The organism is Xanthomarina gelatinilytica (genome assembly GCF_000348685.1).
Classification (GTDB): domain Bacteria; phylum Bacteroidota; class Bacteroidia; order Flavobacteriales; family Flavobacteriaceae; genus Xanthomarina; species Xanthomarina gelatinilytica.
The window spans coordinates 43,033-68,142 of record NZ_ANLA01000002.1 but is presented as its reverse complement, the minus strand read 5'-3'; the positions used below and the strand labels follow the sequence as shown (position 1 = coordinate 68,142).

Annotated in this window: 25 protein-coding genes and 1 pseudogene; 16 read left to right on the top strand and 10 right to left on the bottom strand. The window is 35.8% G+C overall.

Annotation, left to right across the window (positions count from 1 at the left end; genetic code table 11):
- Window positions 1-52: 52 nt before the first annotated feature.
- Complete coding sequence (gene asnB / locus D778_RS00365; protein ID WP_007646561.1) at window positions 53-1,717, bottom strand: asparagine synthase B; 1,665 nt, start codon at window positions 1,715-1,717, stop codon at window positions 53-55.
- Window positions 1,718-1,886: 169 nt separating this feature from the next.
- On the opposite strand from asnB, the gene D778_RS00360 reads away from it, so the two are divergent.
- On the top strand, window positions 1,887-3,158 hold the full coding sequence (locus tag D778_RS00360) for a YCF48-related protein (protein ID WP_007646559.1): 1,272 nt from the start codon (window positions 1,887-1,889) through the stop codon (window positions 3,156-3,158).
- A 42-nt stretch (window positions 3,159-3,200) separates the two neighbouring features.
- Window positions 3,201-3,734 (top strand): DUF2911 domain-containing protein, encoded by a 534-nt coding sequence (locus D778_RS00355; protein ID WP_007646557.1) that lies wholly within the window; start codon window positions 3,201-3,203, stop codon window positions 3,732-3,734.
- A 128-nt stretch (window positions 3,735-3,862) separates the two neighbouring features.
- On the opposite strand, the gene D778_RS00350 is transcribed toward D778_RS00355, so the two are convergent.
- Window positions 3,863-4,495, bottom strand: coding sequence for a 7-carboxy-7-deazaguanine synthase QueE (locus D778_RS00350; RefSeq protein WP_007646555.1), 633 nt, complete (start codon window positions 4,493-4,495; stop codon window positions 3,863-3,865).
- Window positions 4,496-4,692: 197 nt separating this feature from the next.
- Between D778_RS00350 and D778_RS00345 the strand changes: the two genes are divergently transcribed.
- The 6 genes and pseudogenes from D778_RS00345 to D778_RS00320 all read left to right on the top strand — a co-directional run bounded on the left by D778_RS00345 (window position 4,693) and on the right by D778_RS00320 (window position 9,244).
- Window positions 4,693-6,225: a helicase HerA-like domain-containing protein gene (locus D778_RS00345; protein ID WP_007646553.1), complete on the top strand. Its 1,533-nt coding sequence runs from the start codon at window positions 4,693-4,695 to the stop codon at window positions 6,223-6,225.
- A 25-nt stretch (window positions 6,226-6,250) separates the two neighbouring features.
- On the top strand, window positions 6,251-6,802 hold the full coding sequence (locus D778_RS00340; protein WP_007646551.1) for a hypothetical protein: 552 nt from the start codon (window positions 6,251-6,253) through the stop codon (window positions 6,800-6,802).
- A gap of 47 nt (window positions 6,803-6,849) precedes the next feature.
- Window positions 6,850-7,224: a cupin domain-containing protein gene (locus tag D778_RS00335; protein ID WP_007646549.1), complete on the top strand. Its 375-nt coding sequence runs from the start codon at window positions 6,850-6,852 to the stop codon at window positions 7,222-7,224.
- The gene (locus D778_RS00330) at window positions 7,221-8,048 is read left to right on the top strand and encodes an alpha/beta hydrolase (RefSeq protein ID WP_007646546.1); all 828 of its coding nucleotides are present in this window, start codon (window positions 7,221-7,223) and stop codon (window positions 8,046-8,048) included. The genes D778_RS00335 and D778_RS00330 overlap by 4 nt, the downstream gene beginning before the upstream one ends.
- Window positions 8,049-8,066: 18 nt before the next feature.
- Entirely contained in the window at window positions 8,067-8,822 is a 756-nt protein-coding gene (rluF, locus tag D778_RS00325; protein WP_007646544.1) for a 23S rRNA pseudouridine(2604) synthase RluF, read from the top strand.
- Window positions 8,823-8,827: 5 nt separating this feature from the next.
- A pseudogene (locus tag D778_RS00320) lies at window positions 8,828-9,244 on the top strand (VOC family protein).
- 7 nt (window positions 9,245-9,251) lie between these two features.
- Here D778_RS00320 and D778_RS00315 read toward each other — a convergent pair.
- From D778_RS00315 to D778_RS14055, 4 genes are all read right to left on the bottom strand, one after another.
- Window positions 9,252-10,127 carry a bifunctional 5,10-methylenetetrahydrofolate dehydrogenase/5,10-methenyltetrahydrofolate cyclohydrolase gene (locus tag D778_RS00315; RefSeq protein ID WP_007646539.1) on the bottom strand — a complete coding sequence of 292 codons (876 nt, stop codon included), beginning with the start codon at window positions 10,125-10,127 and terminating at the stop codon, window positions 9,252-9,254.
- Window positions 10,128-10,201: 74 nt separating this feature from the next.
- Entirely contained in the window at window positions 10,202-10,573 is a 372-nt protein-coding gene (locus D778_RS00310) for a four helix bundle protein (RefSeq protein ID WP_007646537.1), read from the bottom strand.
- A gap of 67 nt (window positions 10,574-10,640) precedes the next feature.
- A complete protein-coding gene (gene ffh / locus D778_RS00305; protein WP_007646534.1) occupies window positions 10,641-11,969 on the bottom strand; it encodes a signal recognition particle protein in 1,329 nt (442 codons plus the stop codon).
- A 148-nt stretch (window positions 11,970-12,117) separates the two neighbouring features.
- The gene (locus D778_RS14055; protein WP_007646532.1) at window positions 12,118-14,163 is read right to left on the bottom strand and encodes a hypothetical protein; all 2,046 of its coding nucleotides are present in this window, start codon (window positions 14,161-14,163) and stop codon (window positions 12,118-12,120) included.
- Between the two features lie 105 nt (window positions 14,164-14,268).
- Here D778_RS14055 and D778_RS00295 point away from each other — a divergent pair, with 105 nt between their 5' ends.
- Genes D778_RS00295 through D778_RS00285 form a run of 3 tightly spaced genes read left to right on the top strand, consistent with a single transcriptional unit; the run spans window position 14,269 to window position 18,035 of the window.
- The gene (locus D778_RS00295) at window positions 14,269-14,784 is read left to right on the top strand and encodes an RNA polymerase sigma factor (RefSeq protein ID WP_007646525.1); all 516 of its coding nucleotides are present in this window, start codon (window positions 14,269-14,271) and stop codon (window positions 14,782-14,784) included.
- Window positions 14,785-14,839: 55 nt separating this feature from the next.
- Window positions 14,840-15,742: a FecR family protein gene (locus tag D778_RS00290; protein ID WP_007646523.1), complete on the top strand. Its 903-nt coding sequence runs from the start codon at window positions 14,840-14,842 to the stop codon at window positions 15,740-15,742.
- On the top strand, window positions 15,732-18,035 hold the full coding sequence (locus tag D778_RS00285) for a TonB-dependent receptor plug domain-containing protein (RefSeq protein WP_007646521.1): 2,304 nt from the start codon (window positions 15,732-15,734) through the stop codon (window positions 18,033-18,035). Before D778_RS00290 ends, D778_RS00285 begins: the two co-directional genes overlap by 11 nt.
- Before the next feature lie 4 nt (window positions 18,036-18,039).
- On the opposite strand, the gene D778_RS00280 is transcribed toward D778_RS00285, so the two are convergent.
- The 3 genes from D778_RS00280 to D778_RS00270 form a co-directional block, all read right to left on the bottom strand.
- On the bottom strand, window positions 18,040-18,468 hold the full coding sequence (locus tag D778_RS00280; protein WP_007646520.1) for a hypothetical protein: 429 nt from the start codon (window positions 18,466-18,468) through the stop codon (window positions 18,040-18,042).
- 48 nt (window positions 18,469-18,516) lie between these two features.
- On the bottom strand, window positions 18,517-19,134 hold the full coding sequence (locus D778_RS00275; protein ID WP_155949846.1) for a hypothetical protein: 618 nt from the start codon (window positions 19,132-19,134) through the stop codon (window positions 18,517-18,519).
- Between the two features lie 176 nt (window positions 19,135-19,310).
- On the bottom strand, window positions 19,311-19,892 hold the full coding sequence (locus D778_RS00270; protein ID WP_007646516.1) for an NUDIX hydrolase: 582 nt from the start codon (window positions 19,890-19,892) through the stop codon (window positions 19,311-19,313).
- A 126-nt stretch (window positions 19,893-20,018) separates the two neighbouring features.
- Between D778_RS00270 and pyrE the strand changes: the two genes are divergently transcribed.
- The gene (gene pyrE / locus D778_RS00265) at window positions 20,019-20,663 is read left to right on the top strand and encodes an orotate phosphoribosyltransferase (RefSeq protein WP_007646515.1); all 645 of its coding nucleotides are present in this window, start codon (window positions 20,019-20,021) and stop codon (window positions 20,661-20,663) included.
- A gap of 98 nt (window positions 20,664-20,761) precedes the next feature.
- Window positions 20,762-21,157 carry an SRPBCC family protein gene (locus D778_RS00260; RefSeq protein WP_007646514.1) on the top strand — a complete coding sequence of 132 codons (396 nt, stop codon included), beginning with the start codon at window positions 20,762-20,764 and terminating at the stop codon, window positions 21,155-21,157.
- Here the strand turns inward: D778_RS00260 and D778_RS00255 are convergent.
- On the bottom strand, window positions 21,154-21,885 hold the full coding sequence (locus D778_RS00255; RefSeq protein ID WP_007646513.1) for a biotin--[acetyl-CoA-carboxylase] ligase: 732 nt from the start codon (window positions 21,883-21,885) through the stop codon (window positions 21,154-21,156). The two genes, D778_RS00260 and D778_RS00255, sit on opposite strands and share 4 nt — an antisense overlap.
- A gap of 94 nt (window positions 21,886-21,979) precedes the next feature.
- Between D778_RS00255 and rsfS the strand changes: the two genes are divergently transcribed.
- From rsfS to D778_RS00240, 3 genes are all read left to right on the top strand, one after another.
- Window positions 21,980-22,351: a ribosome silencing factor gene (gene rsfS, locus D778_RS00250; RefSeq protein WP_007646512.1), complete on the top strand. Its 372-nt coding sequence runs from the start codon at window positions 21,980-21,982 to the stop codon at window positions 22,349-22,351.
- Window positions 22,352-22,360: 9 nt separating this feature from the next.
- A complete protein-coding gene (gene ftsH, locus D778_RS00245) occupies window positions 22,361-24,349 on the top strand; it encodes an ATP-dependent zinc metalloprotease FtsH (RefSeq protein WP_007646506.1) in 1,989 nt (662 codons plus the stop codon).
- Between the two features lie 120 nt (window positions 24,350-24,469).
- The gene (locus D778_RS00240) at window positions 24,470-25,078 is read left to right on the top strand and encodes an LUD domain-containing protein (RefSeq protein WP_007646505.1); all 609 of its coding nucleotides are present in this window, start codon (window positions 24,470-24,472) and stop codon (window positions 25,076-25,078) included.
- Window positions 25,079-25,110: the final 32 nt, after the last annotated feature.

Sequence of the window (25,110 nt, the reverse complement as noted above, 5' to 3'; positions counted from 1 at the left end):
AGAAAAAGTCAGCTTGAAAAAACTGACTTTTTAATAACATGCAACATAGCTATCAGTAGGCCTCAGCATGCACTTTGGCAACAGCTCTTCCACTCGGGTCATTCATGTTTTTAAAAGCTTCGTCCCATTCTAAAGCAATTTGAGTGCTACAAGCCACACTTGCTTCTTGAGGGACACTTAGGGCTGCTGTATCACTTGGAAAATGTTCTGCAAATATGGAACGATAATAAAACTCTTCTTTACTTGTTGGTGTTTGAATTGGGAATTTATATTTGGCATTTGCCAGTTGCTCATCGGTAACCTCTGCTGCTACAACCTCTTTTAGCGTATCAATCCAACTATAGCCTACACCATCACTAAACTGTTCTTTTTGCCTCCAAGCCACACTTTCTGGAAGCATGTCTTCAAAGGCCTTTCTAAGAACCCATTTCTCCATGCGTTCGTTTCCTATCATTTTATCCTGAGGATTGATTTTCATGGCTACATCCATGAAGACTTTATCCAGAAAGGGCACACGACCTTCAATGCCCCAAGCTGCCAGACTTTTATTGGCACGTAAACAATCATATTGATGGAGTTTGCTTAATTTTCTTACGGTTTCTTCATGAAATTCCTTTGCATTTGGGGCTTTGTGAAAATACAAATAACCTCCAAACAGTTCATCTGCACCTTCGCCAGACAAAACCATTTTTATTCCCATGGATTTGATAACTCGAGCCATTAAATACATGGGAGTACTTGCCCTAACTGTTGTGACATCGTAGGTTTCCAATTGATAGATAACATCCCTTATGGCGTCCAGGCCTTCTTGAATGGTAAATTTTATTTCGTGGTGAACGGTTCCAATATGGGCTGCCACCTTTTTGGCTGCAGCTAAATCTGGAGAACCTTCCAATCCAACGGAAAAACTATGCAATTGTGGCCACCATGCTTCAGAAGCATCGTCAGTTTCAATTCGTTTTTGGGAATATTTTTTTGCAATGGCAGACGTTATGGAAGAGTCCAAACCTCCAGACAACAGCACGCCATAAGGCACATCGCTCATCAATTGCCTGTGTACAGCAGCTTCAAGAGCTTCCTTAATTTCAGCTATGCATGTTTTGTTTTCTTTAACAGCATCAAATGCAGTCCATTCTCTTGAGTACCACTTAACAAATTTCCCATCTTTGCTGGATAAATAATGTCCTGGAGGGAATAGTTCAATTTTAGCACAAACACCTTCCAGCGCTTTTAATTCGGAAGCCACATAAAAAGTGCCGTTTTGGTCCCAACCTATATATAAAGGGATGATCCCCATGTGATCCCTTGCCACAAGGTATTCGTCCTCTACCACATCGTAAATGGCAAATCCAAAGATGCCATTCAAATCATCCAAAAAACCAACCCCTTTTTCTTTGTACAAAGCCAAAATAACCTCACAATCGCTTTCGGTTTGAAAGTTATATACTGTTTTTAATTGCTTTCTCAAATCCCTGTGATTATAAATTTCGCCATTGGCTGCAAGTACCAAGTTTTTATCATCACTTAACAAGGGTTGTTTCCCGGATGCTGGATCCACAATAGCTAAACGTTCATGAGCCATGATCACTTTATCATTGCTGTAAATTCCAGACCAGTCTGGACCTCTATGGCGAATTTTTTTTGCCATCTCTAAGATTTGAGGTCTTAAATCTTCGGTTTTTTGCTTTAGATTGAAAGCACACACAATACCACACATAATCTATATTTTTGTATTACTTTTATTTGAAATAGTTAAGCAAAAATGATATTTGTATTATAATTATAAAACACTAAGCAGCTAATTGGTTTCATATTTTTACTTTTACATATGTTTATGTTGTTTATTGTAATTGCTTGAGTTAACATTTCTTAATTATCTTTACAATATGAAATATCTTAAATTACTCGTTATATTTTTTACTTATACCATTTATGGCCAAACATGGCAAACCACAAGTATCCCTCCAAATGCCAATGGCCAAAGGTTTGATGATGTGTTTTTTTTAACTGATGCGTTAGGATGGGCTGCAAATGGCTATTATGCTTCTGTTTATAAAACTGTTGATGGTGGCATAACTTGGACAGAACAACTTAATGAAAGCATGTTGGGAGGCAATTATTATTTTAGGAACATTGAATTTTTGAATTCTGATATTGGTTTTTTAGGCACTTTAAACGGTAAGGTTTTTTCAACCAGCGATGGTGGAGCAAATTGGAGTGAAATCTTAAACATAGCTCCAAATCCACCTGCCATTTGTGGCTTTTCTGCAATAGGAAGCAGTACTGTTTATGGGTGTGGTGCTTATTTTTCACCAGCATATATTATAAAATCCACAGACAGTGGGACAACCTGGAGTTATATAGACATGTCTCCTCACGCAAATACTTTAGTGGAAATTAAGTTTTTGACTGAAGCCATGGGCTTTGCATGTGGAAGCAACAACTCTGGGGCAATTATTTTAAAAACTACTGATGGAGGAAGCTCATGGACAGAAATTTTCAACTCCAATATACCTGGTGAATATGTCTGGAAATTGCAAATTTTAGAAGACAGTCCAAATGTATTGTTTGGTGCCGTATCCTCTGTTTCCCCTTTTAATGGGAAACTTATAAAATCTACCGACAATGGGATAAACTGGAACAGTTATGATGCACCAGAAACAGACATTCAAGCTGTTGGATTCATCAATGAAAATGTTGGGTGGATGGGAGGCCATACAACAGGTTTTTATGAAACTGTAAACGGAGGGCTTAGCTGGACCAGTTTAAATATTGGGTCTAATTTGAATAGAATTTTTATTATAAATTCTTCTTTGGCTTATGCCTCTGGAACTTCCATTTATAAATTTACAGATGAAACCTTAGACACTGATAGTGTTTCAGAAAACCCTTCAAAATCTTTAAGTATCCAATTACACAACAATCCTGTGACTTCTGTGTTGAAACTGAGCATATATTTCCCCAGTAACGATAACATGCTAATAGAACTCTATGACAGTAAAGGCTCTTACATAAGACAATTATCACGAGAAATCATTACTTCAAGTAAGATTCAAAAAGAATATAGTTTTCCTGTGGACGACTTACCAACCGGAGTTTACTACATAAATTTCCATAATAATTTTCAACGGCAATCGTTAAAATTTATAAAACAATAAATCCATTTATTATTATTCTTTTATATTTATAAAAAAAAACTCATGAAGAAATCAACTTTAATCCCCGTTTTGGCATGTTCCGTAATCATGCTATTTTCATTGAACCTATCTGCACAAAATTTTAGCGATTTAGACAAAAGTCCTATGGACGTAGCTGCTTTTCCAAGCAGTTACAAAGAGTCCAACAAGCAAGTAAAGGTTATATACAGCAGACCCCAATTAAAAGGAAGGGATGTTAAAACCTTAACCCCTAACGGAAAAGTATGGCGAACTGGCGCAAATGAAGCTGTTGAGATTACTTTTTATCAAGACAAAATGTTTGGAGACAAACAAGTAAAAGCAGGCACCTACTCCATGTTTACCATTCCAAACGATAAAGAATGGACCGTTATTTTAAATTCCGATTTGAATGTTTGGGGCGCATATTCCTATAACGAAGCTAATGATGTGGCAAGGGTAACAGTACCTGTTTCCGAAGGAAAAGAAACATTGGAAGCTTTTTCAATTGCTTTTGATGACAAAGGCAACATGCATATGGGTTGGGACACCTTACGCGTGACTGTGCCAATTAAATAACAACGAATCACGAAACTACAAAAATTAAAAAATGCTCCTAAGTGCAAATATTCTTGGAGCATTTTTCTTTGTTCTAAACTCTTAGCACTTTGTGCTTTATTATTGTGTTAAAAAACCCTAATCCCTTTTTACGGAATATTCAAATATTTATGTGTTTGCAAAGACACTTTCCATTTTGGGTTTGCCATTACATACTCTACAATTTCCGGAACCACTTTGTCTCGTTTACTCCATTCTGGCTGTAAATACAAAATACAATCTTTATTGACTTTGGCTGCCTGTTCTTCGGCAAATTTAAAATCGCTTTTATTGTAAATAATCATCTTAAGCTCATGGGCTTTCCCATAAATCTCTTCTGTTGGAAGCTTTAATTTTTTTGGCGACAGGCAAATCCAATCCCAAACACCAGTGAGCTTATAAGCTCCTGAGGTTTCAATATGTGTTTGCAAACCTTTTTCCTTTAGCTGCGTGGTCAAAGGTGTCATATTCCAAGTTAAGGGCTCTCCTCCAGTAACCACTATGGTTTTACTATATTTAACAGCGTTTGCAACTATTTTTTCGGTTTCAGTGGGAGGATGCAATTCTGCTAACCAGCTTTCTTTTACATCACACCAATGGCAACCCACATCACAACCTCCAATTCGCACAAAATAAGCAGCAGTGCCTTTATGGAAACCTTCACCTTGAATGGTGTAAAACTCTTCCATTAAAGGCAACAACAACCCTTTATCAATCAACTCTTGTCTTTCACTTCTAGTCATAGTTTGCAAAGATAGGAAACAGTATTCAGTATGCAGTATGCAACAAACAGTTTTTCGATAATGATTTACAAAAATCATTATTAGTACCAAATATAATTTTTATAGATCATATCATTAAATACACCTTCCACTTATTTGTTGAAAAGATTTTCCAGCAGATTGGTTGAAGATTAGTATTTTTATAAAAAATTTAAAAAATGAATAAACAGGAAGCGTTCTTTAACCATATCACGGAAGGTAATACCAACAAAGGGGAATACATTACTTTAGGCTCTGCCATGTTAGATGGAAAGACCATAAAAAATGCTTTTGTAAACGTTCCATTAAAAACCATGAACAGACATGGTTTAATTGCTGGAGCAACAGGAACTGGTAAAACCAAAACCTTGCAAGTGCTTGCAGAAAACCTCTCGGAAAAAGGCGTTCCAGTGATTCTTATGGACATAAAAGGTGATTTAAGTGGATTGGCCCAACCAAGTCCTGGACATGCAAAAATTGATGAACGCCATGAAGCCATAGGGCTGCCATTTGAACCTAAAGCTTTTCCTGTAGAAATTTTAACGCTCTCTGCACAAAATGGTGTGAGGCTTCGTGCCACCATTAGCGAATTTGGACCTGTTTTAATCTCAAGGATTCTGGACGTTACCGAAACCCAAGCTGGTATTATTTCCGTTATTTTTAAATATTGCGACGACAACAAACTACCACTACTCGATTTAAAAGATTTCAAGAAAATCCTGCAATATGCCACAGACGAAGGCAAAAAAGAGTTTGAAGAAGCTTATGGCCGAATTTCCACAGCTTCCACTGGAGCCATTTTAAGAAAAATCGTAGAGCTGGAACAACAGGGAGGCGACTTGTTTTTTGGTGAAAAATCGTTTGATCCTCAAGATTTGCTTAGAGTTGATGAAAACGGTAGAGGCTACATAAACATCATTCGATTAACGGATATTCAAGACAAACCTAAATTGTTTTCAACCTTTATGCTAAGTTTGTTGGCAGAAATTTATTCCACATTTCCTGAACAAGGAGATACGGGAAGGCCAGAACTAATCATGTTTATAGACGAGGCACATTTAATTTTTAACGAAGCATCCAAAGCCTTATTGAATCAAATTGAAAGCATTGTAAAACTGATTAGAAGTAAAGGAGTTGGTTTGTATTTTGTTACCCAAAACCCTACAGATGTTCCTGAAGCCGTTTTAAGTCAACTAGGGCTAAAAGTCCAACACGCATTAAGAGCCTTTACTGCCAAAGACAGAAAAGCCATAAAACTGACAGCACAAAATTATCCAGACACAGAATATTATGATACTGCTAGCGTTCTTACCTCTTTAGGAACAGGTGAAGCCTTGGTTTCTGCTTTAAATGAAAAAGGCAGACCAACACCATTGGCTGCAACCATGATGCGTGCTCCAATGAGCAGAATGGACATTTTAACCGATACGGAATTGGAAAATTTACTTAACAACTCAAAACTTGTAAAAAAATACAACGAAGAAGTTGATAGGGAAAGTGCCTATGAAATGCTCAATGAAAAAATTGAACAAGCTGAAGCCGAAGAGCTTAAAGAAAAAGCACGAAAGGAAAAAGAAGCTCTTGAAAAAGCGAAATCCAAAAGTACTTCCAGTAGAAAAAGCACTAGGATGAACCCAATTGTAAAAGTACTTACAAGTGCTACATTTATTAGAAGTGTATTTGGAATTTTAACCAAAGTCATGAAAAAATAACCCATAATTTAACCCAAATATTTATATGAAAAAAACCATTTTCAGCCTCGTATTCATAAGCCTATTGTGTATTGGTTGTAAAAAAGAACAAAATCCGTTTCAAATAGGAAAACAACATGTTGGATTGCTAACAGATTCCACTCAAGTTAAAGACTTAAAAGCTGTTTTTGCCAACGATTCGGTTGTGTCTAGACTTCTGGATAATGAGTTTACATTTAACAGAACAGACATTGATGTTTTTGATAAGTCAGGAAACAAGTTGCTAACGCTAACACCTAAAACAGTCCAGGATTCCACCTCAACCATAGAAACCATAAAAGTATTGGACAGCAGGTTTAAAACGGAAAAAGGTATAAGCACAAAAAGTACTTTTGGGGATATTGAAACACATTATAAAATTTCAAGCATTCAAAATACGCTTAAAAACATAGTGGTTTTTGTAAACGACATCAATGCGTTTTTTACCATATCCAAAAGTGAATTGCCTGCCGAATTGCAATTTGATACCAATGCCAAAATAGAAGCTGTTCAAATTCCGGAAAAAGCTAAAATTAAATATTTTATGATAGGTTGGTGATTTAGAAAGCAATCTCTTAATAACACTTAGTAGTTGAAGCAAATAAAATGCAGGAAAATAAAAAATACACCATTCAAGAGAGCCCGTTTGTTGTTCCAACAACCGACGGGAAAATAATAAGGGAACATTTTGGAAATGCAACAAATAAAGATTCCAATATAAGTGTGGCGCACATGATAGCACCAGCAGGTTGGAGCGAACCTTTTCAAACCCCAGAATTCGACGAGTACACCTTTATCATTAAAGGCAAAAAACAGTTTATAATAGATGGTGAAGAAATTGTGTTGGAGGCAGGACAATCCATAAAAATTGAAAAAAACACAAGAGTTCAATATTCCAATCCGTTTACAGAACCTTGCGAATATTTGGCCATTTGTTTACCTGCTTTTTCCATGAATTTAGTTAACAGGGAAAGCGAATGAAAACCATCTTACAAAAAACCATAGGATTTTTTATAAACAGTATTGGCATGTTTTTCCCCAAATTGGCAGCTAGAATGGCTTTGTTTTTATTCACAAAACCCTTAAAAGGTAGGCCAGACGAAAAGCAATCCGATTTTTTGGACACGGCCTTTAGGGAAGAACTGTCCTTTAACAACATGCCCATTATGACCTATCGATGGCTTGGAAAAAAACAGACTGTATTATTGGCTCATGGCTGGGAAAGCAACTCGGCTAGATGGAAAGAATTGATTACAAATTTAAAACAAAAAGGCTTTGGCGTTGTTGCATTAGATGCTCCTGCACATGGACGTTCCGGCAGCAACAGGTTCAATGCCATAATGTATTCGGAATTTATTAAAGTTGTTTCAGACCGTTTTGAACCCAACATCATTATTGGACATTCGGTTGGAGGTATGGCTTCTGCTTATTTTCAATACAAATACCAAAAAGAACATGTGCAAAAAATGATTTTACTTGGAGCACCTTCAGAATTTACCGATGTTTTAAAAAGATACACCAACATGCTTGGCTATAGCAAACGCGTTAAAAAACATCTTAACTCAATGATCAAAGAACGTTTTGGCGATTACCCTGAAGCTTTCTCCACGGCAACCTATTCAGAACATATTACTTCAAAAGGATTGATTATTCATGACAAAAAAGACAATATCATTCCCTATAATGATGCACTTCTTATTAAAACAAAATACAAGAACAGCATGTTGGTTTCAACTGAAGGATATGGCCATTCTTTAGCAACCGAAGAAGTTTCCAACTACATTTACGATTTTATAGACAACTAAAGTTGCTATCTTTACACTATGGAAGAAAATTTAAAACGCATCAATAAATTTTTAAGTGAAGTTGGTTATTGTTCCCGTCGCGAAGCAGACAAACTCATTGAAGCTGGACGTGTGACCATTAATGGTGAAATCCCTGAAATGGGAACCAAAATAGCTCCAACCGATGTGGTACATGTTGATGGAAAATTAATTAAAAACACAAAAGAAGAATTTGTTTATTTGGCTTTCAATAAACCTGTAGGCATTGTTTGTACCACTGATACTCGCGTTGAAAAGGACAACATCATCGATTTTATAAATTATCCGAAACGTATTTTCCCAATTGGTAGGTTGGACAAACCGAGTGAAGGCTTAATTCTCTTAACTGACGATGGCGATATTGTAAATAAGATATTAAGAGCGAGCAACAACCACGAAAAAGAATACATTGTAACGGTAGACAAACCCATTTCCCAAACGTTTATAAAACACATGAGCGAAGGCGTGCCTATTTTAGATACGATTACCAAAAAGTGTGTGGTTGAAAAATTGGGAACCTACGAATTCAAGATTGTTTTAACACAAGGTTTAAACAGACAAATCCGAAGAATGTGTGAATATTTGAATTATGAAGTTGAAACCTTAAAACGTGTTCGTATCATGAACATTAAACTGGATATTCCCGTTGGCGAATACAGAGAGTTAACAGCCAAAGAATTTCAAGAACTGTCTCAATTGCTGGAAAGTTCCACTAAGGAATTTAGAACAAAAACCAAACCTAACAGAAAAAAATAAACCTCATGATTTCTCCATTTCATATAGCCATTCCTGTTCACAATTTAGAAGCCTGTAGACGCTTTTACAAAGATGTGTTGCTTTGTGAAGAAGGCAGAAGCAGCGATCATTGGGTGGATTTCAATTTTTTTGGGCATCAGTTGGTAATCCATTACAAACCAAAACCAGAAGAGGATTTACATACCAATTCTGTAGATGGATAAAACGTTCCCGTACCTCATTATGGCGTGGTTTTACCTTGGAACGAGTTCCATGCACTTGCAGATTCCCTTAAACAAAAAGAAATTGATTTTATTATTGAACCTTATATTCGATTTGAAGGTTTGGTTGGCGAACAAGCTACCATGTTTTTTTATGATCCAGATGGTAACGCATTAGAGTTTAAAGCGTTTAAAGACAGGAATCAATTATTTGCGAAATAGTAAAATTTTAGTGGCGCAACTCTCTAGCCAATAAGGTGTTTTTTAACAACATAGCTATGGTCATAGGACCAACACCTCCAGGAACTGGCGTTATAAAACTGGCTTTTTTACTAACATTTTCAAAATCTACATCTCCAGTAATCACATATCCTTTAGGGGAATTTTCGTCTGCAACACGTGTAATACCAACATCGATAATAACGGCGTCATCCTTAACCATTTCAGCTTTTAGAAAATTAGGAACTCCCAATGCAGAAATAATAATATCTGCCTGAGAGGTTATTTGAGTGATGTTTTTTGTATGACTATGCGTGACTGTTACTGTTGAATTACCAGGAAACCCTTTACGTCCCATTAAAATGCTCATGGGTCTGCCTACAATATGAGAACGTCCAATAACAACGGTATGCTTGCCTTTGGTCTCTACATTATACCTGTCCAATAGTTCCAAAATCCCAAAAGGTGTTGCAGGAATAAAGGTAGACATATCCAAGGCCATTTTACCAAAGTTCATTGGGTGAAACCCGTCAACATCTTTGTCTGGATCTACAGCCATTAAAACTTTTTGGGTATCTATTTGTTTAGGTAAAGGAAGTTGAATGATGAATCCATCAATATCTGGATTGTTATTGAGCTCATCTATTTTATCCAACAATTCTATTTCACTGGTAGTATTGGACATCCTGATCATGGTAGACTCAAAACCAACACGTTCGCAAGCTTTAACTTTACTGGCCACATAGGTTAAACTAGCGCCATCATTCCCAACAATAATAGCAGCTAGATGAGGTACTTTTTCGCCTTTGGCCTTCATTTTTTTTACTTCTGCAGCAATTTCGTTCTTAATGTCGTTGCTTACTTTTTTTCCGTCTAGTATGACCATAAGTATTAGTTTTCAGTGTTTGCTCTTGCGAGATTGGTTTTCTGTCGCGGTTTTAAGATTAATTCAATTAAAAATCAATCAGTATTTACCCCGAATTTCACTGGATTATTTATCATAAAATTTATTAATTTACCAACTACAATTCCGCGATTTGATAAATCAATGTGTTGCTCTTTCGAAATATAATTACAAGCTAAAGCAAAATCTAACGAAGTATTTGTTTCAGAATTTTCTGCATCAACATCAGTTAGTTTACCATTGTATTGTTTTGGATATACTCTTTTTCTATAAGCTTCAGCTAAGTTAGTATTTAATGAACGTGGACTTCTTCTAATTTGATCAGTTAGTGAGTAGGTTCCTTCATTTGGAAATGATTTTGAAATTTTAAAAACAGACATAGCAAAATCAAATGCTTTTTGGTACGCTATTAGTTTTTTAAAATCCATTTACTAATGATTTCGTGATTAAAATATTAAAACACTGCTTACTGAGACTGAAAAATGAGACTAAAAACTACCTCATCCCTTTCATAGCCTGCATCATGGCTTTTCCTTTGCCTCCTTGCATCATTTTCATCATCTTGCTCATTTGATCAAATTGTTTTAACAACTGATTCACTTCTTGAACAGAGGTTCCAGACCCTTTTCCAATACGTTTTTTTCTGCTGGCATTAATAACCGACGGGTTACTGCGCTCCAAAGGTGTCATGGAATGGATAATGGCTTCAATACCTTTAAAAGCATCATCGTCTATATCAATATCTTTCATCATTTTTCCAGCTCCAGGAATCATCCCAATAAGGTCTTTCATATTCCCCATTTTCTTGATTTGCTGGATTTGCTTCAAGAAATCGTCAAAACCAAATTGATTTTTAGCAATTTTCTTTTGGATTTTTCTTGCCTCTTCCTCATCGTATTGCTCTTGAGCTCTTTCCACAAGGGACACAACGTCTCCCATGCCCAGAATTCTATCTGCCATACGAGATGGATAAAACACATCAATAGCTTCCATTTTCTCGCCAGTACCTATAAATTTAATAGGCTTATTAACTACAGATTTAATGGAAATTGCAGCACCACCACGAGTATCACCATCTAATTTAGTTAATATAACACCATCAAAATTCAAGACATCGTTAAAAGCTTTGGCTGTGTTAACGGCATCCTGACCAGTCATGGAGTCGACCACAAACAGTGTTTCCTGAGGCTGTATGGCTTTATGAATGTTGGAAATTTCGGTCATCATGACTTCATCTACAGCCAAACGACCAGCCGTATCTATAATCACAACGTTATGACCATTGGCTTTGGCATGAGCGATACCTGCTTGAGCAATTGCCACGGGATCTGTATTTCCTTTATCGCTATAAACCTCAACATTTATTTGCTCTCCTACTACATGTAATTGATCGATTGCTGCAGGACGATACACATCACAAGCTACCAGTAGAGGTTTTTTTGTTTTTTTGTTTTTAAGGTAATTGGCCAGTTTTCCAGAAAAAGTGGTTTTACCTGAACCTTGCAAACCAGACATTAAAATAATGCTAGGGTTACCAGATAAATTAAGACCAGCTGCATCGCCACCCATAAGTTCGGTTAATTCGTCTTTAACGATTTTAACCATTAACTGTCCAGGTTGAAGGGTAGTCAATACGTTTTGTCCAAGTGCTTTTTCTTTTACTCGAACAGTAAATTCCTTGGCTATTTTAAAGTTAACATCGGCATCTAAAAGCGCTCTACGAACTTCTTTTAAGGTTTCGGCAACGTTTACTTCTGTAATGCTTCCGTGTCCTTTAAGTACGTGTAAAGCTTTATCTAATTTTTCACTTAAATTATTAAACATAGTCTTCTTTCTGTTTTAAGAGGCACAAAAATAGCAATTTCAAGCGTATTTATAAAGTTTAGTTTAGAATTAATTCCATAAAAAAAGCTGCCTTTATAGACAGCTTTTTAACTCTGTTAATCTTATCAATTAACTCAAAACTAAATTTTTAACCACAATCCTTATCCAATACCAGTTCATTATCACTATTGGTAACATCATGCAAAATTAACTGATTGCTGGTACATTCCACTACCAAATAGGTGCCATTGATAATTTGCACATTACCTCCAGAAACATTGGATATGATAACTTCTACGGCATTATTTCCTTGCGATACAGACCAGTTTGCAGTATATTCCTCTGTTCCGTTTGGCATAAAGATCACTGCTTCATTATTGGTGTTAAAAGCAATATTAAACATACTGAAATCACTTCCTGCATAACTTGTAACTGTCCATTCGCAATCTAAAAGCATGCCTTCCACATCTCCTGGTGTACACATACCAGTGTTGTTGCACTCACGTTCCATAACCATGGTATTGGAATTGTTTAAAGCTTCAAACTCCAAACGGCCTTCTTGACAATCAACTACCAACCATTCTCCAGTAATGGCCTGAATGTTTGGTGCTGCAACATTTATAAACTCCAATATTACCCCATTGGCAGACTGAGATGTGGTATAATTTACCGTTATGGTCATGCCATTTCCAGTGATAACCACTTCGGAATCTGAAACAAAATCAAACTCGTACATGATTAAATGGTCGTCTCCATTAAAATTAACCACATACCATAAACAGTTTTGTAAAAAGGCATCCACATCTGCTTCAGAACATCCTGTAGGATTACAATTTTCCACAAACAAATCTATGGTGAAAATATCAAAGTTTGATGGGTTGCTTATAAGCTCTACTCTTACATAAATCATTTCAGCTGGAACAGACATGTTTAAATAAGCCTCTGGATTTGCTATGGCATTTACATTGGCCTGCGCATTCGTTTCGCTTACATGATAGCTTACATTAAATTGATTTGGGCTCTCGCAATTGGCATAAACCGTAGTTAAATTAAACAGTCCTACGCCATTATTCGGGATGTTGTCTGTACTATCGCAAACAGTTAATATAATATTGGCATTAATCTCTTCAACATCTTCAAAACACTCAAACGGGTTTGGTTGGGACGAGCAATCTTGTTCCAAGACCATTTCTACGGTTTGATTGGCTGTTTCCTGAGTTAAAACATAGCGATCATCATCACAATCAACTACCATCCAATCTCCTTCTAATTCTGTAAAATCGGTTAAGCCACTAATTGTTACCACAACAGTTCCATCAACTTCTGAAGCATACCATTCCCCTCCAACAGTTACAGAACCTGTACCAAATATAATTTGCAATAAATTATTATCATTAAAATAAAAATGGTAGCCTAAATAGTCATTATTTACATTATGGGCTGCAATTACCCAATGACATTCCTGTAAGTTTTCTAACACATCCTCTAAGTCACAATCATCCTCACAATTTTCATCAGCAGCATTAATGGCTTCTTCTAAAGCTTGGTTATTGTTTACTTCAACCGTTGAACCATTTGCATATGCTATGGTAACTGGAAAATTCAAACTAGCTAAAACAACGCCATTATCATCATCATCCAAGCCTTCCAAAAAGATATAAAGTTCGTAATCGTTGTCTATTACCACAGTATCTATCACTTGAAAATCCGTATTGTAAATAGAGAATGAAATAGGGTAAACAAAATCGGCACATTCAATAATGTCTTCATCGCTAATGCAGGTTTCAATAAAATCTTCCAAAGCATCAACAGTTTCAATATTCACTTCTGTATAATCGTTTAAAATAATAGTGATCGGGAATAAAAATTCCAGATCATCGTCGTCTGTATTGCTGGCATCAAAAATAGCCTGCAACACATTCAAATCGTCTAAAGTTTCAATGGTAAGGGTTATGCCATTGGCCACAATGGTAACGGGTAAATTAACTGTAAAGCAATCGCTATTATCCAAAAGATCATCAACACTTCCGTCATTGGCAGAAGTATATCTCATAAGATTCGCCAAATTGGATTCTGGCTGAATAATTTCTTGTTCGTTAGGAGGTGTTTCTTCAATTACTTCATCTTGACAAGAAGTAAAAGTAAAAAACAAAACTCCAATAAGTAGGTAGAAAAATTTGATTGGTGCTCTCATAATATATATTTTAATTAAACTCATTTCTTATAAAACAGTTTAAATTTAAAAACTCCTACCTTACCATTGGTTTTTTTATACATTTATAGGCCGAAAATTAAAAAAATGCCCAAAGATCTAAACAATCATATTTGCAATGAAGCGCTTTTTGCAAAGCTATTTAAAACACATGCCAAGAACTTGCATGACTTTTTATATTATAAGTTTGGGGAACGTTTAAATCCTCAAGACAAAGTCCAGGAGGCTTTTATAAAACTTTGGGAAAACTGTAAAAATGTGGAGCCTTCCAAGGCAAAATCGTTTTTGTTTACAGTTGCGAACAATTTAATGCTCAATGCTGTGGCTCATGAAAAAGTGGTGCTGAAATTTCAGGAAACCAGACCCAAATCGTTTACCAATGAGACCCCTGAATTTTTATTGGAAGAAAGTGAATACATGCATAAGCTCCAAAAGGCCATTGCCAATTTAACAGAAGCCCAACGTGTGGCTTTTTTACTAAACCGAATAGAAGGCAAAAAACATAAAGAAATTGCCGATATGCTGGACATTTCCACCAAAGCTGTGGAAAAACGTATTTACGGAGCCTTAAAACAATTACGAAAAGACATTGAAGATATTTAAAACCAAAGGTAGGAAAAACAAGACCTTACTTGTTATATATATGAATAGCTGATTTATGACTAAAGACAAACTCATACAGAAATGGTTACAAGACGACTTGAACCCTCAAGAACTGGAGGCTTTCAAAGCGTTGGAAGATTATGATGCTCTCATGAAACTATCTGAAGGCTTAAAGCATTTTAAGGCTCCAAAGTTTGATGAGAAAGGTGTGTTTGAACAAATTTCCAAAACCATATCACAAAAACCTGTTCAAAAACCTAAAACCTCCTGGTTAAAACCTGTCTTGCGCATAGCTGCCCTATTGGCTATATGCTTTAGTGTTTATTATTACACAACTACCTTAACCACAGATGTCTCAACTTTAACTACCGAAAAAACAACCATAACGTTGCCAGACCATTCAGAAGTGACTTTAAATGCCAAGTCCCAAATCAGCTATAAGAAAAAACAATGGAAAGACACGCGTAAGCTAACATTGGAAGGGGAAGCTTATTTTAAGGTTGAAAAAGGATCCAAATTCAGTGTTGAGACCTCATTTGGAACCATAACCGTTTTAGGCACCCAGTTTTTAGTTGAAAACAGGAACGGTATTTTTGAAGTGATTTGCTACGAAGGCTCCGTAAAAGTAACTTCAGGTATTGCTGATAAAATTTTAAAACCAGGCGACCAATTTTTAGTCCTGGATGGAAAGTTAATAACCAAAGAAAAAGAAGAATCCTCGGCTCCTGCTTGGTTACAAAATGAAAGCGTGTTTAAAAGCATGCCTTACAAATACGTGCTAAACGAGCTGGAAAGACAGTATCAAGTAAGGTTTGATGCACAAAACATAAATAGCAACAGGCTATTTACTGGTAGGTTTGTACATAATGATTTAAATTTGGCCCTAAAGGCTATTACCATTCCTTTAAATATTGAGTACACAACTAAAAATGGCTTGATTGTATTGCATGACAAGTAAACATATTCTTATTTTTTGGTGTTTTTTCCTGAGTGCTTGTAGTTTTCTTCAAGCTCAAAAAACCTATAAGACCAAAGAGTCACTTGCTATCGTTCTCAAAAACATAGAACAAGAATACAACCTGTCTTTTTCTTATGCCGATGCAACCATTGCCAATGTAAAACTCATACCTCCAGCAAAGGACCTTTCGCAAGACAAATTGATTACCTATCTAGAAACCGAAACCCATTTGGTTTTTGAAATCTTGGATGCTAAAAATTTTGCTATAAGACCCATGGCATTTGCCGACATTACCAAAACCCAATATCTGGAAGAAGTGTTACTTACCAATTATTTAACCGAAGGGATTTCTCTACAAGCCGATGGAACCTCTCACGTGAACCTGAAGACCTTTGGTATTTTGCCTGGTTTGATTGAACCCGATGTTTTACAAACCGTTCAAGCTTTACCCGGAATAACCAGTATAGACGAACGCGTCTCCAGCTTGAACATACGTGGTGGCACCAACGATCAAAACCTCATTCTTTGGGATGGGGTTAAAATGTATCAAACCGGTCATTTTTTTGGGCTTATTTCTGCTTTCAACCCTGCACTTATCGATCAAGTGGTAGTTTCAAAAAATGGGTCTCGTGCCCAATTTGGAGATGGTGTTTCTGGTATAATAGACATGCAAACATCTCATGAGGTTTCACAAGAGTTTACTGGAAGCCTTGGCGTCAATATGTTGGCAGCCGATGCTTATGCCATGATTCCCGTATCAGAAAAAATAAGTCTTCAGGTGGCTGGACGACGCGCCATTACAGACTTTTTCACCACACCAACTTACAAACAGTATTTTAAACGCATTTTTCAAGATTCCGATTTAAACAACCCCAACGAAACTGTTATAACTAATAGTGAAAACTTCTACTTTTACGATATTTCCGGTAAACTTGTTTACGATGTTACTAAAAACGATAAAATTGAAATAAGCTTCCTGTCCATTGATAATGCTTTGGATTACGAAGAAACGGCCAAGATTAATAACACAAGCTCTCTAAGCAAGAGCCAATTAACCCAGGGAAGCTTGGCACTAAACACCAAATATACCAGAAATTGGAGCGACAAACTTCAGACCATAGTTCAAGCGTATTTTTCAAGCTACGATTTGTATGCAACCCATCAAGACCTAAGTAACAATCAAAAACTTATTCAAGAAAACGAAGTTACAGATGGAAGTTTTAAAGCTCACTTACGTTACAATGTAGACCCTCAATTAAATTATGAAGGTGGTTACCAATATTCTGAAATTGGCATTGGCAACCTGGAAGACGTTAGCAATCCAGATTATAGGCGCTACATTAAAGAAGTATTGCGAACACATGGTTTTTTTAACGAATTATCTTTTAAGTCAAAATCCGGAAACACAAGGGCTAGATTTGGGTTTCGTGCAAATTATATTGAAAAGTTTTCCGAGATTTATTTTGAACCTCGTGTGAGTTTCAATCAAATTTTTGCTGAAAACTTTAGAGTGGAAGTTCTTGCCGAACTAAAAAGCCAAACCACTTCTCAAATTATCGATTTGCAAAACGATTTTTTGGGCATCGAAAAAAAACGTTGGGTATTAGCCAACAACAACAATATTCCTGTAATTAAAAGCCAACAGTTTTCTACTGGCATCCATTATAACAAAAACAATTGGCTACTCAGTCTGGAAGGTTATCTTAAAAATGTGGACAACATCACGTCCAGAAGCCAAGGGTTCCAAAATCAGTTTCAATACTCCAACAGCATTGGTTCCTACAGGGTTACTGGACTGGATTTTTTAATAAACAAGCAATTTAAACACATCAGTACCTGGTTGGGTTATTCTTTCAGCAAAAACAACTACAGTTTTACCAATTTAAATCAAGGCGAAAAATTTCCAAACAATGTGGATATAAGACATCAATTAAATGCCTCAGGCACTTACACAATAAACCGATTAAAACTGGCTTTAGGCTTTAATTGGCATACTGGAAAACCAACCACTTTCATAGATGTGTCAGCTTCTGAAGCAACAAACAGTTTAATCTATGGTCAACCCAACGCAAACAATGTATCGGATTATTGGCGAACAGACATTTCTGCCATTTATGATATTTTGATTTCAAATCATACCAAAGCACAGATTGGGGCTTCTTTCTGGAACATATTTAACACCAAAAACATCATAAACAGTTATTATGTTATGGATGCCAACAACCAAGTGATTCATGTAGAAAATGTGTCGTTGGGCTTTACTCCCAATGTATCGTTACGTGTCATATTTTAAGAAATTACTCTTTATTTTTATGGTGTTTGTTTTTTTGATGTATTTTACCCGCAAAATAACCTAAGGCAAACGGAAGGAACAAGAGCACAGTAAACAACAAAACCACATACAATAAAATGGTGCCAGTTAGGTCCTTAACATGAATCATGGCTTCATCTACAATTCTTACAGAAATCTGCCCAGCTTCGTCTGCCACTGCTTGCCGTTCCCTTAAAATTATATTATCCAGAGCAATGCGCTCACGTCTTATAATGGTATCTATGGCTTGACGCTCTAAGGCCATGCGTTCACTAACAAAAGCTATTTCCTTGTTAAGCTGAAAAAACAAAAAACGCATATCGTTTGAAAAAGATTTCAAAGCATCGTTTAATTTATCTGGAGTGTTTTCGGCAATATCGCTCAAACGATCCACTTTCATTTCTATGGTTGTCATTACCTCCTTTATTTGCACAGAATCAAACCCCTTTTCTTTCATTAGCAACTAGGTGTTCCATTTAAATTGCTTGCCAGCAGCATCTGTGGAATAACTTAATTTATCGGAAAAATTAGACATTACTTCCGATAGCGAACCAACCGTGGAAAATGCCAAACTATCTGGCACTTTTAAAAACGCGACATAGTCGCTTCTTACTGAATTGTGTTTTAAATTTTGTGCAGATAATGGGTGTTCTTCTGCGTATTGCAAAGCAAATTCTTTATGTTTTTGAAAGATTTCAGGTTTAAAGAACTGGCTGGCTTTGCGTTCTATGTCTTCCACATTGTTCTGAGAGACTTGCAAGACATAAGTGGTATAAGTTCCAAAATAATCTTGCGCTTCGGGAGTTTCCATAAAATTACGCACCTGCAACATATAGGTCCAAGTATCCATTAAAGACAATTTGGGTGAGCTTTGAAACGCAGTGTTTTTAAAGGTGTTTAAGGTTTCTATTTTCCAACGGTAAGCGTGTTTTTGCAAGTCGGTACTGGTTGTGGTTAGAATAATACTATCAGCAGCAAATTCCACTCTATTGGTTGCTTCCTGCACCAAAGACTGAGTAAGCAACCTAATGTTTAATTCTTGCCTGGAAAGTGGCTCTTGGGCAGTTTCTATTTTTAGCAAGGAACAACTGTTCATGGAAACACCTAAAATAGAAACAAAAAGAGCTTATTTAAGAAATTTGTAAGTACTTGTTTGACCACTAAAAACCTTTTTAGTTATAAATATAACAACTAAAAAGCTAATATTTAACAACCAATTCAAAAAAACCAAATAGAGAAATTGATTTTTTGGGTAGATTAAAAAAGTAATTTAATGTTTGCGTAAGAATTTTCCAAGGCTTTTAAGGCCTCTTCCTTGTTTAACCATGCCACTTTGGTAATCCCTTCTGTTTCTTCTGGCTCCAACTTGCCACTATAGGATGTTTTCATTTCAAACCAATAAGTTATTTTAATCCTATTTCTGCCATTGCGTTTAAAAATATGATAAGTGGTTTCCAAGGGTTTAACAATTTCCAGGTTTTTAACACCTGTTTCCTCTTCTACTTCCCTTAAAGCTGTTTTTTCTATGGACTCCTTTTTTTCGGTTTTGCCTTTGGGTAAATCCCATTTATCGTTTCTGTAAATAAATAAAATATCCCCTTTTTCATTAAAGGCCTTTCCTCCTCCTGCAACGACGTTTGGAAGTTTTTTTAGAAATTTTTTCAATAGCTTTTCTTCGTTTTCATGAATTAGCCTAACTTCTTTCAAAGAGGTTTTGTTAAGCTCTTTAACCACCTTGTTCAGGTTAACCGTTTTTAAAGAATAGTTTTTAAACCCTTTTTCTTTTTCAACTTTGGTAGTTAAAATAATAGGCTTATCGTTTACAAAAACTTTGTGCATAATGTGTTTAAAGCTATTATGAAATGTAAAAATAAAAACTTTTAGTTCATAACAATAGATTTCATTAGTAATTATAAATACAATTTCAAATTAAAAATTTAATTAAAAAAGTGTAATTTTGCGCCTATGATTTTTAACAAACATACCGCAAGAAAAACAGCTGAAGTTTTATTGCAAATAAACGCTATTAAGTTAAGCCCAAACAATCCATTTACATGGGCTTCAGGATGGAAATCGCCAATATATTGCGATAATAGGATTGTATTGTCTTATCCTACCATTCGAAATTACATTCGTGAAACCATGGCGAAACAAATTGAAAAACAATATGGCAAACCAGACGTCATTGCCGGAGTGGCTACAGGAGCCATAGGTATTGGCATGTTGGTTGCCGAATATTTGGGAGTTCCTTTTATTTATGTGCGTCCTGAGGCAAAATCCCATGGAAGAAAAAACCAAATTGAAGGTCATGCAGAAAGCGGCCAAAACGTTGTGGTTATAGAAGATTTAATAAGCACTGGAAACAGCAGCTTGAATGCCGTTAAAGCCCTTAAAGAAGCACAATTGAATGTAAAGGGCATGATTGCCATTTTTTCTTATGGTTTTGATGTTGCTGTAAAAAATTTTGAAACCGAAAACATTCAACTACACACTTTAAGCAATTATGAAAGCCTGTTGGAACAGGCTCTGGAAACCAACTACATCACACAAAAAGAACTACAGACATTATCTGATTGGAACGCCAATCCTAGTGAGTGGAACGCTAATTGATATAGATTAATGTGACGTTTAAAAGTTGTTAGACACATACTCAAAATAATATTTTATTGAACCATAACGACCAAACGACACACAAAAACAACAATAACATGAATTTAGAATCACCAACAGTTACAGTAGAAAAATCACCTGAAGCCGTTTTTAATTTTTTATCTAACATTAAAAACTTTAAAAAGCTCATGCCTGAAAACATTAGCAAATTTGAGGTTTTAAGTGACGACACCTTCCTGTTTGCTTTAAAAGGCATGCCAGAAATAGTCTTAAAAAAGAAAGAGCTAATAGCTCCAAACAAAATTGTTTTGGGAGCAGCTGGTGGAAAAATAGATTTTTCTTTAACTGGTTTAATTACTGAACTAGGCGAAGAAAAAAGTGACGTACAATTGTTGTTCCATGGCGAATTTAATGCCATGATGGCCATGATGATAAAAGGACCTATTTCAAAATTTATTGAAACCTTAGCCAGCAACATTCCTGGGTCTATTTAATACAGTAGACTTATTTCTTTTAAATCGAATTCCTTTACAACATTGTCTTCCAACAAGACCTGTAAGTTCCCAGAATTTGAAACCGATTTAATAAAACCTGAAAACATGGAACCTTCAGCATCTTTAAATGTTGAAGGTTTGTCTTTTCTAAACAGTAGCTTTTCGTAAGCATGTTTTATCTCTTGATATTTTCCAGCTTTTAGGGCATCAACATATTCTGTAAGCTGTGCAACAATTTCAAGCATGAGCTCGTCCAAAACAAAAACCTGTCCTGAAATCAAACGCAAAGAAGAGGCTTTTGGCAAATTGGAAAACCCTGTTTGGTTAACATTCAACCCAATGCCTATGATGGTACTATTCAATTGATTTTGTTTTATGACATTTTCAATTAAAATACCACATACTTTCATGTTTTCTGACAAAATGTCGTTAGGCCATTTAATCCTTAATTTGGGTATTGAAAACCGTTCCAAAGCCTTGATTATAGACAACGCAGTTACCATGCTTATGTAAAAACCTTTATCGGCATGAAGCCAAGAAACATCCTTTAACACACTAAACATAAGGTTTTTAGAACCTTCAGACTGCCAAACGGTTCCCATTTGCCCACGACCTTGGGTTTGGTAGTTTGCAACCACAATGGTATTATCAACCAAAGCCTCTTCCATACTTAATTGCTTTAAATAACTATTTGTGGAATCGATGGCATTAAGTTTGATTATACGCATAATAAATGGTTATATTCGTACTGAAAAATCTTATGAAAATTTTAAAGTATAAAGAACTAAAAAATAATAACTTTGCACAAATTAAAAATCATTAATGGCGAAAAAAGAATCTAACGCAGACTTGCTTATAGCAACTATCTTAAGTGGAATTGAAGATGTAAAAGGAGAAGATATCAACATTCTGGACCTTAGGGATATTGAAAACACGGTTTGCGACTACTTTATCATTTGCGAAGGTAACTCTAACACACAAGTTAATGCCATTGTAAATTCCATTCAGAAAAAAGTAAGTAAAGAATTAAAAGACAAACCTTGGCACATAGAAGGCGAAGACAATGCCGAATGGGTATTAATGGATTATGTGAATATTGTTGTACATGTGTTTCAAAAACACATTAGGGAATATTACGACATAGAAAGCCTTTGGGGAGATGCAAAGACAACAGTAGTTGAAACAAAATATTAAAATATATTAATGGCAAATAACAAAAAAGTAAATCCTAAAAAACCAAAATTCAGTCCATACTGGATTTATGGCATCATCATAGTCATTTTCTTAACTATGCAATTATTTAGTGGAAGTAGTTTTCAAGATGCTAGCTTGACAACACCTTCACAATTTATGACCTATTTAAGAAATGGAGATGTTGAAAAAGTAGAAATTGTAAATAGGCGCGAAGCTAAAGTATATTTAACTGCCGAAGCTGAACAAAAAGAGGTTCATAAAAAATCCAAACCTACTTCCTTATTACCATCTGCTACTCAATTACCAAATTATAAGTTTGAATTTGGCGACCTTCAAAATTTTGAAGACGATATTTCCAAAGTTATTGCAGAAGAAAATTTAGATCCACAACCTAAAATTGAATACAAAACCGAACAAAACCTTTGGGGAGATTTCATTATAGGCTTACTTCCTTTTATACTTTTAATAGGCGTTTGGATCTTTATCATGAGACGTATGTCTGGTGGTGGCGCAGGTGGTGCAGGTGGCCAAATTTTCAATATAGGGAAATCACGAGCTAAACTATTTGATGAGAACACAGAGGTTAAAACCACTTTTAAAGACGTTGCTGGTCTGGAAGGTGCCAAAGAAGAAGTGCAAGAGATTGTGGATTTTCTTAAAAACCCTGAAAAATACACCTCTTTGGGAGGTAAAATCCCTAAAGGCGCTTTACTAGTAGGACCTCCTGGAACTGGAAAAACCTTATTGGCAAAAGCTGTAGCTGGAGAAGCCAAGGTACCTTTTTTCTCGCTATCGGGATCAGACTTTGTTGAGATGTTTGTTGGAGTTGGAGCTTCGCGAGTTCGAGACCTATTCAAACAAGCAAAAGAAAAATCACCAGCCATTATATTTATTGATGAGATAGATGCCATTGGTCGTGCTAGAGGAAAAAACAATTTTTCCGGTTCCAACGACGAAAGAGAAAACACCCTTAACCAGCTTTTAACAGAGATGGATGGGTTTGGCACCAACACCAATGTAATAGTTTTGGCTGCCACAAATAGAGCAGATGTGCTGGACAAGGCATTAATGCGAGCTGGGCGTTTTGACAGACAAATATTTGTTGACCTACCAGATGTTCGTGAACGTAAAGAAATTTTTGAAGTCCATTTAAGACCTCTTAAAAAAGCCAAAGATCTGGACATTGACTTCTTAGCCAGGCAAACCCCTGGATTCTCTGGTGCAGATATAGCAAACGTTTGTAACGAAGCAGCTTTAATTGCCGCTAGACAAGGTAAAAAAGCAGTGGACAAACAGGATTTCCTGGATGCTGTAGATAGAATTGTAGGTGGTCTTGAAAAGAAAAACAAAATCATGACCGTTGCAGAAAAAAGAGCCATTGCTTATCACGAAGCTGGTCATGCAACTGTAAGCTGGATGCTGGAGCATGCTGCTCCTTTAGTAAAAGTGACCATAGTACCTCGTGGACGTTCCCTAGGTGCTGCCTGGTACCTGCCAGAAGAACGTTTAATTGTCCACCCAGAGCAAATGCTGGACGAAATGTGTGCTGCTTTAGGTGGTCGAGCTGCCGAAAAAGTGATGTTTGATAGAATCTCTACAGGAGCATTAAGCGATTTGGAAAAAGTAACCAAACAAGCTAGAGCCATGGTTACCATATATGGCTTAAGCGACAAAGTAGGAAACTTGACCTATTATGACTCCTCTGGACAAAACGAATATGGTTTTACAAAACCTTACAGCGAAAAAACAGCTGAGTTAATAGACCAAGAAATCTCTAATATTATAGAGGAACAATATCAAAGAGCAGTAAAGCTTCTTGTTGAAAATAAAGATAAATTAACGCAACTAGCAGAAGTACTCCTTGAAAAAGAAGTTATTTTTAAAGACAACTTAGAAAAGATTTTTGGCAAACGTCCTTTTGAAAAAGAGGAACTTGTTGAAAATAAGAAAGAAACTGTTAAAGAAAACAAAGAACTTAACAAAACAGAAGAAGAATAAAATATCTCTTATATATTTGTTAAGGTTAAGCAAAAATCTTAAATTGACCCTATGGTTAATTTAAGATTTTTTATATTTGAAAAAAAGCCTACTATGCTTAGATTAATAGCTAAAACTTAAATGAGTCTTTTTAGAAAAATTTTTGGTTCCAAATCTGAAAAATCAGAAGAAGAATTAAAGTCCAACGAAAGAGGCAAATACATGCCGGAAATAAAACTACCCGTAGATGAGAGGTTTACCATAAACTTCAAGGCTAATGGTGGCAAGTTTTTGTACTGCGAAAATTTGGATGAGATTTACCATACTCTCAACAACATTATTCAAGAAAACAATTGGGAAGAGAAAAAAGTACTTCTATTTGATTCTAATTTAAAAGATAGATTTAAAGATTTTAATTTACCCACTTCCACTTATACACAAGAGGCCACTTATTTTTTAACCACCTGCGAGAATTTAATTGCAGATGATGGTTCTTTGCTAATCTCTTCTAACCAAATAGCAGAAAAAAGATTGAAAGAACTTCCAGAAAACTTTATTGTTTTTGCTACAACCAGCCAAATAGTTGAAAATATTGGTGAAGGGCTTAAAGGCATTAAATCCAAAAACAAAAAACAAATACCTACAAACATTACAACCATAAAACATTTTAAATCTCAAGAAGAAAAAGACTTTATGTCCTATGGTAGTAGTTCAAAAAATTTATATTTGCTCTTATTAGAAGATTTATAACAAACCAACCCTATTCTAAAAATTAAACATGC